Origin of the sequence: Pseudomonas subflava (genome assembly GCF_023823685.1) — a bacterium.
Taxonomy (GTDB): Bacteria; Pseudomonadota; Gammaproteobacteria; order Pseudomonadales; family Pseudomonadaceae; genus Aquipseudomonas; species Aquipseudomonas subflava.
The window spans coordinates 393,426-408,433 of the sequence record NZ_JAMXBF010000006.1 but is presented as its reverse complement, the minus strand read 5'-3'; the positions used below and the strand labels follow the sequence as shown (position 1 = coordinate 408,433).

Sequence of the window (15,008 nt, the reverse complement as noted above, 5' to 3'; positions counted from 1 at the left end):
TCCACCTTTCTGCGCGCGGCCAGAAAGGCGGAACTCCCGAAGCGCCGTCCGGCTCACAACCTTAGGACCGCGTACCGAACCGGAGGCATCGAATGATCGCCAAGACCGCGTTATTGCTGATCGGCAGCATGCTCGCCCCGCTGGCCATGGCCGAGGGCTGCCACATCCTAACCCGCTCCGCCAGCCCCGGCGTGGAGCCCGTCGAAACCGAGAGCTGCTACGAGTTCAAGGGCATGCCGGAGGGCTCGATCAACTGGTCGTGCAGCAACGAGAGTCAGGCGACCCTCGGCAGCCGCAAGGAAAAGGTCGCCCAATGCGAGGGCGACTACAAGGCCAGCTGCACCGCCGCCTTGACCCAGGAAGCGCTCGCCAACCACAAGTCGTCGAGCAACAACCCGGAGCCCAACGAGGCGAACGTGCCGGACGACGCCCAGGTGGTTACCTATTACTACGGCCTGGAGGATCGCACCCAGGCCCGTAAGGACTGCGAAGTGAGCGGGGGCGAATGGAAAGATCGATGAAGCATAGGGACGGCGTTCTCCTGCTGCCCGACGAGGCCGGCGTAAGCCAGCATGAGCGGGCCGTGCATCAGGTGCTGGGGCGCAAGATCGCGGCCCTGCTCGGCACCCGTTTCCTCGGCGAGCACGAGGCCGGGCGCGGGGCCGGCGGCACCTTCTACTGGATTCCGAGCGAGACGCTAATAGGCGCACGACGCTGTCGCGAGCTGGGCATCGGTGGCGTCGAGGATTTCTTTGGCGGCATGGTGGAGCAGCCATTCATGGGAACCAAGGCCATCAGCCACCCGCTCGCCGCCGACGGTCGGGAACCGCCGGGCTGGTCGAAGGCGTTTTCCGAGCAGGTGGCGGGCGCCATTCTCGGCGGCAGCACGCTGTTCGACCTGGAGCACGCTCAGCGCGCCGGCGAACGCCTGCTGGAACAGGGCGCCATCCGCCTGAAGCCGGTGCGCGGCAAGGCCGGGCGCGGCCAGGAGGTGATCCGCAACGCCACCGAACTGGCCGAGTGCCTGGCCGAGCAGGACGCCAACGAGATCGCGACCTGGGGCCTGGTGCTGGAGGAGAACCTCACCGAGGTGGTGACCTACAGCGTCGGCCAGGTGCATGTCGCCGGCCTGGTCGCCAGCTACTACGGCAGCCAGCGCCTGACTCGCGACAATACCGGCGCCGAGGTGTACGGCGGCTCCGACCTGACGCTGGTACGCGGCGACTACGCGCAGCTGATGCGCCTGGACATGCCCGAGCCCATCCGCCTGGCCGTGTCCCAGGCGCAGCTGTACGAACGCGCGGCCATCGACGCCTTCGGCCTGCTCGCCTCGCGGCGCAACTATGACGTGGCCCAGGGCGTCGACTGCCAAGGCCGGCAGCGCTCCGGCGTACTGGAGCAGTCGTGGCGCATCGGCGGCGCCAGTGCGGCGGAAATCTTCGCCCTCGAGGCCTTCGCCGCCGACCCGCAGCTGAAAAGCCTGCGCGCCTCGACCTACGAATGTTACGGAGAGAGCACGCCGCCGGACGACGCCCTGCTGCTGTATCGCGGCGAGGAGCCGGAAGTCGGTCTGCTCGGCAAATACGTCAAGGTGGAGTCCCATGACATCCTGCAGTGAAAAGGTGGAGATCCAGGTGGAAGAGGAAGTGATCGCCGGCACCATGGTGTCGCCCAGGACCAAGGTCCCCGGCATCCTCTTCGTGCACGGCTGGGGCGGCAGCCAGGAGCGCGACCTGGCGCGGGCCAAGGGCATTGCCGGGCTCGGCTGCGTGTGCCTGACCTTCGACCTGCGCGGCCACGAGCTGACCCGCGACCGCAAGCAGAGCGTGACCCGCGAGCAGAATCTCACCGACATCCTGGCCGCCTATGACCGCCTCGCCAGCCACCCGGCCACCGATATCGAGTCGATCGCCGTGATCGGCACCAGCTACGGTGGCTACCTGTCCGCCATCCTCAGCACCCTGCGCCCGGTCAAATGGCTGGCACTGCGGGTGCCGGCGCTGTACTGGGACGAGGAATGGGACGCGCCCAAGGACAGCCTGGACCGCCAGCGCCTGGCCGAGTACCGCCACACCTTCGTCCCGCCCCAGGGCAACCGCGCCCTGTCGGCCTGCTCGGAATTCGAGGGCGACGTGCTGTTGGTGGAGTCCGAGCACGACGACTTCGTGCCGCATACCACGCTGATGAGCTATCGCGCGGCCTTCATCAAGGCCCATTCGCTGACCCATCGCATCGTCGATGGCGCCGATCACTCCCTGAGCAGCGACAGCGCCCAGCGGGCCTATACGACCGTGCTCACCACCTGGATCAGCGAGATGGTCATCGGCGCGCGCATCGGCGATTACCCGCATCACCTGGCGATCTACTCCTGAGAAACGTTGAACCCTGGCCGCTCGCCCTCGTCACAGTCCTTGCAATGAACAACGGAGGAGGCATTGCCATGGTTCTTTCGGGCATTCCACGCGGCGTCGGTATCTGGCTGCTGCTGTCTCTATTTGCCCCTCTGGCCGCGGCCGACGAGGTCGACGCACAGCGCTTCGTCGAGCAAGCCGTCACCGCCAACCTCACCGCCAACGAGGCGGCCGAGGTGGCGCTGCGCACCAGCGAATCGGCCGAGATCAAGGATTTCGCCCAGGACGTGGTCGCCGACCATCCGCGCAACAATGCCGACCTGGAAACCTTCGCCCGTGAACGGCAGCTGCAGTTGCCCAGCGACGAGCAGCTGCAGAAGACCGCCAAGGAAGAGGTGAAACAGCTCGACGGTGACGACTTCGATGCGCGCTTCGCCGAGTTGCAGGTGCGCAGCTACGAACAGCGCGTCGAACTGTTCAGCCAGGCCGCCGAAAAGGGCGATACCGAACTGCAATCTTTTGCCCGAACCAAGCTGCCAGTGCTCAAGGCTCAATTGCAAACAGCCCGCCTGCTGGCACGAAACCGCCCATAGCCGCTCCGGGAGCACTCCATGGAAGCCCTGGACCTGGCAAGAATCCAGTTCGCCTTCACCATCTCCTTCCACATCCTCTACCCCGCCATCACCATCGGGCTGGCCAGTTACCTGGCCGTGCTCGAGGCGCTCTGGCTGAAGACGGAGAAGGAGGTCTACCGCGACCTCTACCACTTCTGGCTGAAGATATTCGCGGTCAACTTCGGCATGGGCGTGGTCTCCGGCCTGGTCATGGCCTACCAGTTCGGCACCAACTGGAGCCGTTTCTCCACCTTCGCCGGCAGCGTCACCGGACCGCTGCTGACCTACGAAGTGCTCACCGCCTTCTTCCTCGAGGCCGGCTTCCTCGGCGTCATGTTGTTCGGCTGGAACCGCGTGGGCCCGCGCCTGCATTTCTTCGCCACGGTGATGGTGGCCATCGGCACGCTGATCTCGACCTTCTGGATCCTCGCGTCCAACAGCTGGATGCACACGCCCCAGGGCTACGAGATCATCGATGGCCGGGTCATTCCGGTGGACTGGCTGGCGGTGATCTTCAACCCTTCATTCCCGTACCGACTGACGCACATGGCAGTAGCGGCGTTCCTCGCCACCGCGTTCTTCGTCGGCGCCTCGGCCGCCTGGCACCTGCTGCGCGGCAACGACAACCCCGGCGTGCGCAAGATGCTCTCGATGGCCATGTGGATGGCCCTGCTGGTGGCGCCGATTCAGGCAGTGATCGGCGACGCCCACGGCCTCAACACGCTGCAGCACCAGCCGGCGAAGATCGCCGCCATCGAAGGCCACTGGAGCAACGACGAGCCCGGGCCCACACCGCTGATCCTGTTCGGCTGGCCGGACATGGAGCGTGAGGAAACGCGCTTCGCGGTGGAGATCCCGGTACTCGGCAGCCTGATCCTCAACCACAGCCTGACCGAGCCGATTCCCGCCCTGAAGGATTTCGCGCCGGAAGACCGTCCCAACTCCACCGTGGTGTTCTGGACCTTCCGCATCATGGTCGCGCTCGGTCTGCTGATGATCTTCACCGGATTGTGGAGCCTGTGGCTGCGCTGGCGCGGACGCCTGTTCCAGTCGCGTGCCTTCCTGCGTCTGGTGCTGGCCATGGGTCCCAGCGGCCTGATCGCGATCCTCGCCGGCTGGTTCACCACCGAGATCGGCCGCCAGCCCTGGATCGTGTATGGGCTGATGCGCACCCGCGACGCGGTGTCGGCGCACAGCGTGACGCAGCTGAGCGTGACCTTGGTGACCTTCGTGGTGGTGTACTTCTTCGTCTTCGGCATCGGCTTGGTCTACGTGCTGCGCCTGGTGCGCAAGGGGCCGGTGCCGCACGAAGGCCGCGAGACCAACGATGGCGGCGCCGGTCGGCCGCGCACGCCGGCACGGCCGCTGTCGGCCCCCGAAGAACGCGTGGACGAGGGCTGACGCATGGGCATCGAACTGTCGCTGATCTGGGCCGTGATCATCGCCTTCAGCGTGATGATGTACGTGGTGATGGATGGCTTCGACCTGGGCATCGGCATGCTCTACCCGTTCTTCCGGGAGCGCGGCGACCGCGACGTGATGATGAACACGGTGGCGCCGATCTGGGACGGCAACGAGACCTGGCTGGTGCTGGGCGGCGCAGGGCTGTTCTGCGCCTTCCCGGTGGCCTACGCGGTGGTGCTTTCGGCGCTGTACCTGCCGCTGATGTTCATGCTGATCGGCCTGGTGTTCCGCGGCGTAGCATTCGAGTTTCGCTTCAAGGCCTCGGAACACTGGCGCCACGTGTGGGACAAGGCTTTCATCGGCGGCTCGCTGGTCGCCACCTTCGCCCAGGGCGTGGTGCTCGGCGCCTTCATCAACGGCCTGCCGGTGGAAGGCGACCAGTTCGCCGGCGGCTCGCTGGACTGGCTGGCGCCCTTCCCCATCTTCTGCGGCTTCGGCCTGGTGGCGGCCTATGCGCTGCTCGGCTGCACCTGGCTGATCATGCGCACCGAAGGTCCGCTGCAGGAACGCATGCATGACCTGGCCCGGCCGCTGGCGCTGGTGCTGCTGGCGGTGATCGGCGTGGTCAGCCTGTGGACGCCGCTGGCCCACGGGGCCATCGCCGAACGCTGGTTCAGCCTGCCGAACCTGTTCTGGCTGATGCCGGTGCCGCTGCTGGTGCTGCTGACCTTTCAACAACTGCTGCGCTCGGTGGCGCGCTACGACAACGCCAAGCCCTTCGTGCTGACGCTGGTGCTGATCTTCCTCGGCTACGCCGGCCTCGGCATCAGCCTGTGGCCGAACATCGTGCCACCGGACGTGACCTTCTGGGACGCCGCCGCGCCGCCCCAGAGCCAAGGCTTCGCCCTGGTCGGTGCGCTGCTGATCATCCCCTTCATTCTCGGCTATACGGCCTGGAGCTATTACGTCTTCCGCGGCAAGGTGACCCATGACCAGGGCTACCACTGAAACCCTGCGCCGGCTGGCCTGGCTGCTGGGCATCTGGACCGCCAGTGTCCTGACCCTGGCCGGGTTCGCCTGGCTGCTGCGTCAGTTCATGAGCGCCGCGGGCCTGACTACGCCATGACCTTCAGCCAGTGGCTGCTGGTGCTCGGCACCCTGCTACTGGTGCTTGCCCTGGCTTCGGCTTATCTGCGTCTGCTGCCCGTCTCCTCCTCGGTGCTCTACCTGCTGTTCGGCCTGGGCGTGGGGCCGATCGGCCTCGGCCTGTGGCAACAGGATATCGGCGACATCAGCCATTGGCTGGAGCACCTGGCGGAATCGGCGGTACTGATCTCGCTATTCATCGGCGGCCTCAAATTGCGCCTGCCACTGCGGGCGCCGGAATGGCGGACCGCCTACCTGCTGGCGGCGCCCGTGCTCGTCGGCACCATCTTCGGGCTGACGCTGATCGGCCATTCGCTGCTCGACATGAGCTGGGGACTTGCGCTGCTGGTGGCTGCCATCCTCTCGCCCACCGACCCGGTGCTGGCCAGCCTGGTGCAGGTCAGTGGCGCGGGGGATGTCGACCGCCTGCGCTACAGCATCTCCGGTGAGGCCGGACTGAACGATGGCGTCGCCTTTCCCTTCGTGATCGCCGGCATCATGCTGCTGCAGTTCGAAAGCCCGAATGCCAACGAGTGGCTGTTCTGGTTCGCCAAGGACGTGCTCTGGGCCGTGCCGGCCGCGCTGTTGCTCGGCTACCTCCTGGGCCGCGGCACCGGCCGCCTGGTGATCTATCTGCGCGCCCGGCACAACGACACGGTGGTGAGCGCCAACGACTTCCTCGCCCTGGCGCTGATCGCCATCTCCTACGCCTGCGCCGAGACCATCGGCGCCTGGGGCTTTCTCGCCACCTTCTGCGCCGGCGTGGGCCTGCGCCATGCCGAGGTGGACACCAGCGGCCACGACGCCGTGCCGGCCGAGGAAGCCGCCTCCGGCACCCTGCGCGAGGAAGGCCAGGCCGCCCCGGTAGTGGAGTTCGGCAGCAACCCCGGCGAACACCCGCAGATCGCCGCGGGCGCGGTGATGGCCGACATCCTCTCCTTCGGCGGGCTGCTCGAGCGCCTGCTGGAGGTGTTCATGGTCACGCTGCTCGGCGCACTGCTGGTCCAGCACTGGGACTGGCGCGCCCTGCCGCTGGGTCTCGCGCTGTTCTGCCTGGTGCGCCCGGCCATGGTCGTGCTGCTGGTCCGCGAGCGCCTGCTGCCGCTGCGCCAGCGCCTCTTCGTGGGCTGGTTCGGCATTCGCGGCATCGGCAGCCTGTACTACCTCAGCTATGCCGTGAACCATGACCTGCCGCCCTTGAGCGGCCGCGAGGCCACCGACCTGGTGCTCAGCGTGGTGGCGCTGAGTATCCTGCTGCACGGCCTGACCACCCAGCCGCTGCTCGGGCTCTACGAACGGCGCCAATAAAAAGGCCCATGAGCCGAAGCTCATGGGCCTTGGTTACCGCAGGTTCGATCAGCTGGCGCGTGCGACGTTGCGCAGGGCCTTGATCTGATCGTGGTTGCGGATCACGCCGGCGTACTGACGCTGCACGACTTCGCGCACATTCGGCGGCAGATCCTTTTCCAGGGCCTCGGCATAGTGCTTCTTGGCCACGTCTTCGCCACGCTCACACTCGTTGAGGATGGCCTCGTCGCTCTTGCCGGTGATCAGCGACTTGAGGTCTACCCAGCGGCGGTGCATGTCGCCGCCCACGCTGGTGCTGTCTTCCGGCTTGCCGCCCAGCTCGAGCACCAGGCCCTGCAGCTCACCGGCGGCAGCGGCGCACTCGCGGGCGCGGTTGTTGAACAGGGACTGCAGCTGCGTGTCCTTGACGTCCTTGGCGCAGGTGCGGAAACCGGCCTCGCCGTCCTTGCTGGTCTCGATCAGGTTGTTGAGGATCTTGATGGTGTCGCTCATCACTCTCTTCCTTTGCCGGGCTTGCCGGCGGCTGGTTGGATGACTGGAGAGGCGCAGTTGCCTGCGCCGCTTGAAGGAATCGACTCGGCCGCTTCGATGGACGTTCCACCTACCCGATGGGCGGTAGGGCCTCTAGATCAAGCACTTAGCCGTTGTGCTCGGGCATCGGCGCGAGCACCAGGAGGCCCAGCGGCGGCAGATCGAGGTTCAGCGACTGGGCCTGGCCGTGGGCCGCCTCTATCGAGCAATCGAGCTCGCCACGGCTGCCGGCACCGGAGCCCAGGAAGCGTTCATCATCGCTGTTCAGCAGCACCTGCCAGCGCCCACGCTGCGGCACGCCGACGTGGTAGCCGTTGCGCGGCACCGGGGTGAAATTCAGCACCACCAGCAGCGGCGCCTCGCCCTCGGCGTGTCGCAGCCAGGCGAACACGCTGTTGCGCTGGTCGTCGCCGATCAGCCACTGGAAGCCCTCGGCGCGGCTGTCCTGGCGATGCAGCGCCGGGCGCTCGCGGTACAAACGATTCAGCTCGCGCACCAGCGTCTGCACGCCGCTGTGCTCGCCATAGCGCAGCAGGTACCAGTCCAGTTGCTGGTCGTGGTCCCACTCGCGCCACTGGCCGAACTCGCAGCCCATGAACAGCAGCTTCTTGCCCGGGTGCATCCACATGTAGGACAGGAACAGGCGCAGGTTGGCGAACTGCTGCCAGCGATCACCGGGCATCTTGCCCAGCAGCGAACCCTTGCCGTGCACCACCTCGTCGTGGGAGATGGGCAGGACGAAATGCTCGGAGAAGGCGTAGATCAGGCCGAACGTCAGCTGGTGGTGGTGGAAGCTGCGGTGCACCGGGTCTTCGTGGATGTAGGCCAGGCTGTCGTGCATCCAGCCCATGTTCCATTTGTAGGCGAAGCCCAGCCCGCCCTCGCCGCTCGGCCGGCTCACGCCCGGCCAGGCGGTGGATTCCTCGGCGATCACCAGGGCGCCCGGCGCCTCGCTGGCCACCACGTCGTTGAGGCGCCGGAGGAACTCGATGGCCTCCAGGTTCTCGCGGCCGCCATGGCGGTTGGGAATCCATTCGCCGTCCTTGCGCGAATAGTCGCGGTACAGCATCGAGGCCACCGCATCCACGCGCAGGCCGTCGATGTGATAGATGCGCAGCCAGTGCAGCGCCGAGGCCAGCATGAAGCCGTGCACCTCGGTGCGGCCGAGGTTGTAGATGTAGGTATCCCAGTCCTGGTGGAACCCCTCGAAGGGGTGCGCGTATTCGTACAGGGCCGTGCCGTCGAAGCGCGCCAGGCCGTGTTCGTCGGTGGGAAAATGCGCCGGCACCCAGTCGAGGATGACGCCGATGCCGGCCTGGTGGCAGGCATCGACGAAGGCGGCGAAATCCGCTGGCGAGCCGTAGCGCGACGTCGGCGCGAACATCGACAGCGGCTGGTAGCCCCAGGAGCCACCGAACGGGTGTTCCATAATCGGCAGCAGCTCGATATGGGTGAAGCCCATGTCCTGCACGTACGGGATCAGCCGCTCGGCCAGTTCGGCCCAGCTCGGCGGGCGATCGTCCACATGCTGCCAGGAGCCCACGTGCATCTCGTAGATGCTCAGCGGACGGTCGTGGCCCTGCGTCTCCTTGCGCCGCGCCAGCCAGTCCTGGTCGTGCCATTCGAATTGCAGCGGCGCCGCGACCCGCGAGCCGGTAGCCGGCGGCGCCTCGCCCTGCAGCGCCAGCGGATCGGCCTTGAGCGGCAATACGCCGTCGCTACCGAGAATCTCGTACTTGTACACCTCGCCCACGGCCAGGCGCGGGATGAACAGCTCCCACACCCCGCTCGGGTAGCGCAGGCGCATCGGATGGCGACGGCCGTCCCAACCGTTGAAGCCACCCACCACCGAGACGCGCCGAGCATTCGGCGCCCACACGGCGAAACGCACGCCAGGCACGCCGTCGATTTCCGTCAGCTGGGCGCCGAAACAGCGGCCGAGGTCGCGGTGGTTGCCTTCGGCGAACAGGTACAGGTCGATATCGCCCAGCAGCGGGCCGTAGGAATAGGGGTCCTCGATCTCCTGCTCGCTCTCCGGCCAGTGGATGCGCAGGCGATAACGGCGCGGCTCGTCCAGACGCAGGCTGAACAGCCCGGCGGCGTCTTCCAGACGCATGGCGCCGATCACTTCGCCGTTGTCGGCGGCGATCAGTTCCACCGCCAGGGCGCCGGGCAGCCACGCGCGCACCAGCGCCCCCTGCTCGTCGCGTTGGGGCCCGAGATAGCTGAACGGGTCCCCGTGCTCTGCGCGGCGCAGGCGTTCCAAATCGTTCATCGACGATGTCCTTGCAATTGATGAATCAGTTCGAGCAATCCATGCAGCGGCACGCCCACCCAGTCGGGGCGATAGGCCGCTTCGTAGAGCACCTCGTAGGCCGCCTTCTCCAGGCTGAACAGCGCCAGCGCGGCGCCTTCGCCCTCACGCGCATGCCACTCGTGCGGCAGATCGGCGGCCGCCAGGCGGTAGGCGTCGTAGAAGGCCGTGCGTGCCTCGCTGCGATAACGCGCCACCAGGCGCTGGCGCAGCTGCTCGGTTTCCGCCGACGAGTCGGCGCCCTGGGCATTGCGCAGCGCCAGCGCCGCGGCGTAGTCAAAGGAGCGCAGCATGCCGGCGACATCCTTCATCGGGCTGTGGCGCTCGCGGCGCTGCTCCAGGGTACGGCTCGGTTCGCCCTCGAAGTCGATCAGATAGGCATCGCCCTGCACCACCAGCACCTGGCCCAGATGTAGGTCGCCGTGCACGCGAATGCGGATGCCGCCGGCCGCCAGGCTGGCGAGGTCGGTGACCAGCCGCTGCAGCGCCTCGCGCTGGTTCAGCAGCCCGTCCAGCTCGGCCATGTCGGCCTCATTGAGGTGTTCGCGGCCGCGGTCGAGGGCGTCCAGCGCCTGCTGCAGCTGGGCGCTGATGGATTCGCCCCACTGCGCGCTGTCCTGCTCGTCGCTGGGCCGCGCGCCGAAAGCGGGATCGTCGCTGGGCTGGGCCAGCGCCTGGTGCATCTCGCCCAGGCGGCGGCCGAGCACGGCGGCGAAGGTCTGCAGCTCGGCCAGCGCGTCGTATTCGTGCTCGCCGGCGCCACCGCCGCTCAGCTCGTCGCGAATGGCCCGCTCGAGGTTGTTCAGGGTCCAACTCCAGGCATCGCCCTGGTTGCTCAGGTAACCCTGCAGGATCATCAGCGTGTGAGGCTGGCCCTGCGCGTCCACGCGACGCACCTCGCCAAGCATCGGCGCGACATTGGCGTAGCCGCGGGCGGTGAGGAAGCCGCCCATCTCCGCCTCCGGGTGCACGCCCGGGAACAGGCGGCGCACCAGCTTGAGCACCATGCGCTCGCCGATGATCACCGAGCTGTTGGACTGCTCGGCGGAGATCACCTGCACCTCCTCGCCCGGCACCGCCGGGTACTCGGCGAACTTCGCCGTCGGCAGGAAGTGGATCTCGCCATCGCCGGCCGGCAGCACCTGGTGCCCGTGCAGGTGAGCGAGCACCTCGTAGGTGAAGTCCGGCACGCTGAACGCATCGGTCAGCAGGCCGACCTGGCGGCCGCGGCGCAGACGCGCCAGGGCCAGCTGCTGCGGCAGCGGGCTGCCGCTCGGTTTTTCGTCGACATAGGCCAGCGGCAGCTGGTAGCGCTCGCCGCCCAGCGTGACCTCGGCCAGGGCGCGCAGGTCGCCGAAGGGCAAGGCGTAGTCCAGGGTCGGTGTGCCGCTCGCCTCGGCGTGGGCGGAGAACCAGCGGCGCTTGCCCAGGTAGGTGGCGAGCACGTCGTTTTCCAGCACGCGGCGCGCCGGCGCCTGCACCAGTTCCTGCAGGTCACGCTTGATCACCAGGGTCGGCAGCTCCGGCATGCGTTCCACCGGCGCCACGTGCCAGCTGGGCATCTGCGAGGCGTCGGCCAGGTAGAACCAATAGAAGCCGTAAGGCGGCAGCGTCAGCAGATAGGTCATCTCGCCGATCGGCGGGAACGAGGCGCCGCCGACCATCTCCACCGGTACCCGACCGTCGTAGGCGGCCAGCTCCAGTTCCACCGCCTGGGCCGCGCGGGACAGGTTGGCCACGCACAGGATGCTGTCTTCGCGGCCGTCCGGCCCACGGTATTCGCGCAGGTAGGCGAGGATGCGCCGGTTGCTCGGCGCGAGCATCTTCAGGCTGCCGCGACCGAAGGCCTTCTGCTGGTTACGCACGGCAAGCATGCGCCGTGTCCAGTTGAGCAGCGAATGGTTGTCGCGGGACTGGGCCTCGACGTTGATGGTCTGGTAGCCGTACAGCGGGTCCATGATCGGCGGCAGCACCAGCTTGGCCGGGTCGGCGCGGGAGAAGCCGCCGTTGCGGTCCATTGACCACTGCATCGGCGTGCGCACGCCGTCGCGGTCGCCCAGGTAGATGTTGTCGCCCATGCCGATCTCGTCGCCGTAATACAGCACCGGCGTGCCGGGCATCGACAGCAGCAGGCTGTTGAGCAGCTCCACCCGGCGCCGGTCACGCTCGACCAGCGGCCCCAGGCGTCGGCGGATGCCCAGGTTGATGCGCGCGCGCTGGTCGGCGGCGTAGTAGTTCCACAGGTAGTCGCGCTCGTCGTCGGTGACCATCTCCAGGGTCAGCTCGTCGTGGTTGCGCAGGAACACCGCCCACTGGCAATTGGGCGGGATTTCCGGGGTCTGGCGCAGGATGTCGGTGATCGGGAAGCGGTCTTCCTGGGCGATGGCCATGTACATGCGCGGCATCAGCGGGAAGTGGAAGGCCATGTGGCATTCATCGCCCTCGCCGCCGTCTTCGCCGCCGAAGTACGGGCGGGTATCTTCCGGCCACTGGTTGGCCTCGGCCAGCAGCATGCGGTCGCTATAGCGCTCGTCCAGTGCGGCGCGGATGCGCTTGAGCACCACGTGGGTCTCGGCCAGGTTCTCGTTGTTGGTGCCGTCGCGTTCGATCAGGTAGGGAATCGCGTCCAGGCGCAGCCCGTCCACGCCCATGTCCAGCCAGTAGCGCATCACCCCGAGCACGGCACGCAGCACCTGTGGGTTGTCGAAGTTGAGGTCCGGCTGGTGCGAATAGAAGCGGTGCCAGAAGTACTGGCCGGCGACCGGATCCCAGGTCCAGTTGGACTTCTCGGTGTCGAGGAAGATGATGCGCGTGCCCGGATATTTGTCGTCGGTGTCGGACCACACGTACCAGTCGCGCGCCTTGGAGCCCTTCTTCGCGCGCCGCGCGCGCTGGAACCAGGGATGCTGGTCGGAGGTGTGGTTGATGACCAGCTCGGTGATCACCCGCAGCCCGCGCTTGTGCGCCTCGGCGATGAAGCGCCGGGCATCGGCCAGGGTGCCGTAGTCCGGGTGCACGCCCTTGTAGAGGGCAATGTCGTAGCCGTCGTCACGTCGCGGCGAGGGGTAGAACGGCAGCAGCCAGAGGGTGTTCACGCCCAGGTCGGCGATGTAGTCGAGCTTGTCGATCAGGCCGGCGAAGTCGCCGATGCCGTCGTTGTTGGCATCGTAGAAAGACTTCACGTGCAGTTGGTAGATGACCGCGTCCTTGTACCACTGCGGGTCGTCGAGGAAGGGCTTGGCTCGGGCCATGCGTAGCTCCTATCAGCGCACCGGGCGCACGCGCCAGATGCCGAACGGCAAATGCCAGGGTTCAATGCGCATCCACTGCACCTTGCCGTGCCAGGTCCAGCGGTGTCCGTTCATCAGGTCTTCGCCTTCCAGGGGGGCATCGTCGGGCAGGCCGAATTCCCAGAGCGGCAGCTCGAAATTCGCCTCCTGGGCGTTGTGCGGGTCGAGGCTGATGGCGACCAGAATGAAGTTGTCGCCCTCGGCAGTGCGCTTGCCGAAGTAGAGGATGTTGTCGTTCCAGACGTTGTAGGCCTGGAAGCCGAGATGCGTGTGCAGCGCGCGGTTGTCGCGGCGGATCTGGTTCAGCCGGCTGATCTCGCCGACGATGTTGCCCGGCGCGTGGTAGTCGCGGGTGCGCAACTGGTACTTCTCCGAGTCCAGGTACTCTTCCTTGCCCGGCACCGGCTCGCCCTCGCACAGCTCGAAGCCGGAATACATGCCCCACAGGCCTGAGCCCATGGTGGCCAGCGCGGCGCGGATGAGGAATCCGGCGCGGCCGGAGCGCTGCAGGAAATAGGGGTTGATGTCCGGCGTGTTGACGAAGAAGTTCGGCCGGTAGCAGTGGCGCCAGGGCGACTGGTTGAGCTCGGTGAAGTACTCGGCCAGTTCCTGCTTGGTATTGCGCCAAGTGAAGTAGGTGTAGCTCTGGGCGAAGCCGAGCTTGCCCAGGCGCGCCATCATCGCGGGACGGGTAAAGGCCTCGGCGAGAAAAATCACCTCGGGATGCTCGCGACGCACCTCGGCGATCAGCCACTCCCAGAACGGCATCGGCTTGGTGTGCGGGTTGTCGACGCGAAACAGCGTGACGCCCTGCTCCACCCAGCCCAGCACCACGTCCAGCAGCGCCAGCCACAAATCCGGTACGGCCGCCTCGGCGTAGAAGTCGACGTTGACGATGTCTTCGTACTTCTTCGGCGGGTTCTCGGCGTGGCGGATGGTGCCGTCCGGGCGCCAGCTGAACCAGCCCGGATGCTGCTTCAGCCAGGGATGGTCGGGCGAACACTGGATGGCGAAGTCCAGCGCCACTTCCAGATTGTGCTGGCGGGCCGCCTGCACCAGCTCGCGGAAGTCCTCGAGCGTACCCAGCTCGGGATGGACCGCCTCGTGCCCGCCCTCCTCGCTGCCGATGGCATACGGGCTGCCGGGGTCGCCGGCGCTGGCCTTGAGACTGTTGTTCGGGCCCTTGCGGTGGGTCCTGCCGATGGGGTGGATCGGCGGGAAATACAGCACGTCGAAGCCCATCGCGGCGATGTCCGGCAGGCGCCGGTGCACATCCTTGAAGGTGCCATGGCGATGCGGGTCGCCGCTCTCCGAGCGCGGGAACAGCTCGTACCAGCTAGCGAACTGGGCCAGCGAGCGGTCGACGTCCAGCGGGTAGATGGCACTGCGGGTCAGGTGCGGGCGGTGTTCGCCCTTGCTCATCAGCTCGCCGGTGAGCGGGTCGAGCAGCACGGCCACGCGCTGCTCCAGGGATTCACAGTCGGCGAAGCGTGTCAGCAGCGCGTCGAAGCGCTCGCCGAGATGCTCCGGCGCCTCATCAGCGATGCGGCGCAGCAGTTGCTCGCCCTCCTGCACCTCCAGCGTCACGGGAACGCCGGCCGCGTATTTCTTCTTCAGCTCGAGATGGTAAGTGGCGTAAACATCCTGCCAGGCCTCGATGCAGAACTCCGTCCTGCCCAGGGTGCCCGGCACCATCCATGCCTGCCAGTGATCGTTACCCTGTGCGCGCATCGGCACACGGTTCCATTCCGCCTCGTCGGGGCCGCGCCACAGCAGCGCGGCGGCGATTTGGTCATGGCCATCGGTAAAGATCACCGCGGTCACCTCCAGCGCCTCGTTCGCCAGGCACTTGGCGGCAAAGCGGCCGCCCTCGACCTGGGGCGCTACGGATTCGATGGCAATGCGCGCGACGGCGGCGGCGTGGGTGGCGCTGGTATGCGGGTCGGCCTGGTGAATCGAAGGCATCGCGACGGCTCTCCTTGGGCCTGGATTGAGGAACGGAGGGAGGCCTCGGGCCCCTCTGTCTCCGAGCCCGGCGCGAAGACAAAAG

At 67.0% G+C, this 15,008-nt stretch carries 11 protein-coding genes and 1 pseudogene; 8 read left to right on the top strand and 4 right to left on the bottom strand.

The genetic code is table 11. The annotated features are described in order from the left end of the window. Window positions 1-92 precede the first annotated feature (92 nt). From NF616_RS11090 to NF616_RS11055, 8 genes and pseudogenes are all read left to right on the top strand, one after another. The gene (locus NF616_RS11090; RefSeq protein WP_252273326.1) at window positions 93-521 is read left to right on the top strand and encodes a hypothetical protein; all 429 of its coding nucleotides are present in this window, start codon (window positions 93-95) and stop codon (window positions 519-521) included. Further along, window positions 518-1,618 carry a DUF3182 family protein gene (locus tag NF616_RS11085; RefSeq protein WP_252273325.1) on the top strand — a complete coding sequence of 367 codons (1,101 nt, stop codon included), beginning with the start codon at window positions 518-520 and terminating at the stop codon, window positions 1,616-1,618. Before NF616_RS11090 ends, NF616_RS11085 begins: the two co-directional genes overlap by 4 nt. After that, entirely contained in the window at window positions 1,602-2,372 is a 771-nt protein-coding gene (locus NF616_RS11080; protein ID WP_252273324.1) for an alpha/beta hydrolase family protein, read from the top strand. The genes NF616_RS11085 and NF616_RS11080 overlap by 17 nt, the downstream gene beginning before the upstream one ends. A gap of 68 nt (window positions 2,373-2,440) precedes the next feature. Next, window positions 2,441-2,944 carry a DUF4142 domain-containing protein gene (locus NF616_RS11075; protein ID WP_252273323.1) on the top strand — a complete coding sequence of 168 codons (504 nt, stop codon included), beginning with the start codon at window positions 2,441-2,443 and terminating at the stop codon, window positions 2,942-2,944. An 18-nt stretch (window positions 2,945-2,962) separates the two neighbouring features. After that, a pseudogene (locus NF616_RS11070) lies at window positions 2,963-4,410 on the top strand (cytochrome ubiquinol oxidase subunit I); the annotation flags it as partial. Further along, window positions 4,370-5,377: a cytochrome d ubiquinol oxidase subunit II gene (gene cydB / locus NF616_RS11065; protein ID WP_252273321.1), complete on the top strand. Its 1,008-nt coding sequence runs from the start codon at window positions 4,370-4,372 to the stop codon at window positions 5,375-5,377. The pseudogene NF616_RS11070 and the gene cydB, both read left to right, overlap by 41 nt. After that, a complete protein-coding gene (locus NF616_RS11060) occupies window positions 5,358-5,495 on the top strand; it encodes a DUF2474 domain-containing protein (RefSeq protein WP_252273320.1) in 138 nt (45 codons plus the stop codon). The genes cydB and NF616_RS11060 overlap by 20 nt, the downstream gene beginning before the upstream one ends. Continuing rightward, entirely contained in the window at window positions 5,492-6,823 is a 1,332-nt protein-coding gene (locus NF616_RS11055) for a cation:proton antiporter (RefSeq protein ID WP_252273319.1), read from the top strand. The genes NF616_RS11060 and NF616_RS11055 overlap by 4 nt, the downstream gene beginning before the upstream one ends. Before the next feature lie 48 nt (window positions 6,824-6,871). Here the strand turns inward: NF616_RS11055 and NF616_RS11050 are convergent, their stop codons facing one another. The 4 genes from NF616_RS11050 to NF616_RS11035 all read right to left on the bottom strand — a co-directional run bounded on the left by NF616_RS11050 (window position 6,872) and on the right by NF616_RS11035 (window position 14,923). Next, window positions 6,872-7,315 (bottom strand): PA2169 family four-helix-bundle protein, encoded by a 444-nt coding sequence (locus tag NF616_RS11050; protein ID WP_252273318.1) that lies wholly within the window; start codon window positions 7,313-7,315, stop codon window positions 6,872-6,874. 145 nt (window positions 7,316-7,460) lie between these two features. Next, a complete protein-coding gene (gene glgB, locus NF616_RS11045; RefSeq protein WP_252273317.1) occupies window positions 7,461-9,629 on the bottom strand; it encodes a 1,4-alpha-glucan branching protein GlgB in 2,169 nt (722 codons plus the stop codon). After that, window positions 9,626-12,919 (bottom strand): maltose alpha-D-glucosyltransferase, encoded by a 3,294-nt coding sequence (gene treS / locus NF616_RS11040; protein WP_252273316.1) that lies wholly within the window; start codon window positions 12,917-12,919, stop codon window positions 9,626-9,628. Before treS ends, glgB begins: the two co-directional genes overlap by 4 nt. A gap of 12 nt (window positions 12,920-12,931) precedes the next feature. Continuing rightward, window positions 12,932-14,923: an alpha-1,4-glucan--maltose-1-phosphate maltosyltransferase gene (locus NF616_RS11035; protein WP_252273315.1), complete on the bottom strand. Its 1,992-nt coding sequence runs from the start codon at window positions 14,921-14,923 to the stop codon at window positions 12,932-12,934. Window positions 14,924-15,008 lie beyond the last annotated feature (85 nt).

Excerpts from the sequence above, each read along its gene's own strand:
- NF616_RS11085 (WP_252273325.1), top strand. The coding sequence starts at position 518 with ATGAAGCATAGGGACGGCGTTCTCCTGCTGCCCGACGAGGCCGGCGTA.
- NF616_RS11060 (WP_252273320.1), top strand. The coding sequence starts at position 5,358 with ATGACCAGGGCTACCACTGAAACCCTGCGCCGGCTGGCCTGGCTGCTG.
- NF616_RS11080 (WP_252273324.1), top strand. The coding sequence starts at position 1,602 with ATGACATCCTGCAGTGAAAAGGTGGAGATCCAGGTGGAAGAGGAAGTG.
- cydB (WP_252273321.1), top strand. The coding sequence starts at position 4,370 with ATGGGCATCGAACTGTCGCTGATCTGGGCCGTGATCATCGCCTTCAGC.
- NF616_RS11050 (WP_252273318.1), bottom strand. The coding sequence starts at position 7,315 with ATGAGCGACACCATCAAGATCCTCAACAACCTGATCGAGACCAGCAAG.
- NF616_RS11035 (WP_252273315.1), bottom strand. The coding sequence starts at position 14,923 with ATGCCTTCGATTCACCAGGCCGACCCGCATACCAGCGCCACCCACGCC.
- glgB (WP_252273317.1), bottom strand. The coding sequence starts at position 9,629 with ATGAACGATTTGGAACGCCTGCGCCGCGCAGAGCACGGGGACCCGTTC.
- NF616_RS11055 (WP_252273319.1), top strand. The coding sequence starts at position 5,492 with ATGACCTTCAGCCAGTGGCTGCTGGTGCTCGGCACCCTGCTACTGGTG.
- NF616_RS11090 (WP_252273326.1), top strand. The coding sequence starts at position 93 with ATGATCGCCAAGACCGCGTTATTGCTGATCGGCAGCATGCTCGCCCCG.
- treS (WP_252273316.1), bottom strand. The coding sequence starts at position 12,919 with ATGGCCCGAGCCAAGCCCTTCCTCGACGACCCGCAGTGGTACAAGGAC.
- NF616_RS11075 (WP_252273323.1), top strand. The coding sequence starts at position 2,441 with ATGGTTCTTTCGGGCATTCCACGCGGCGTCGGTATCTGGCTGCTGCTG.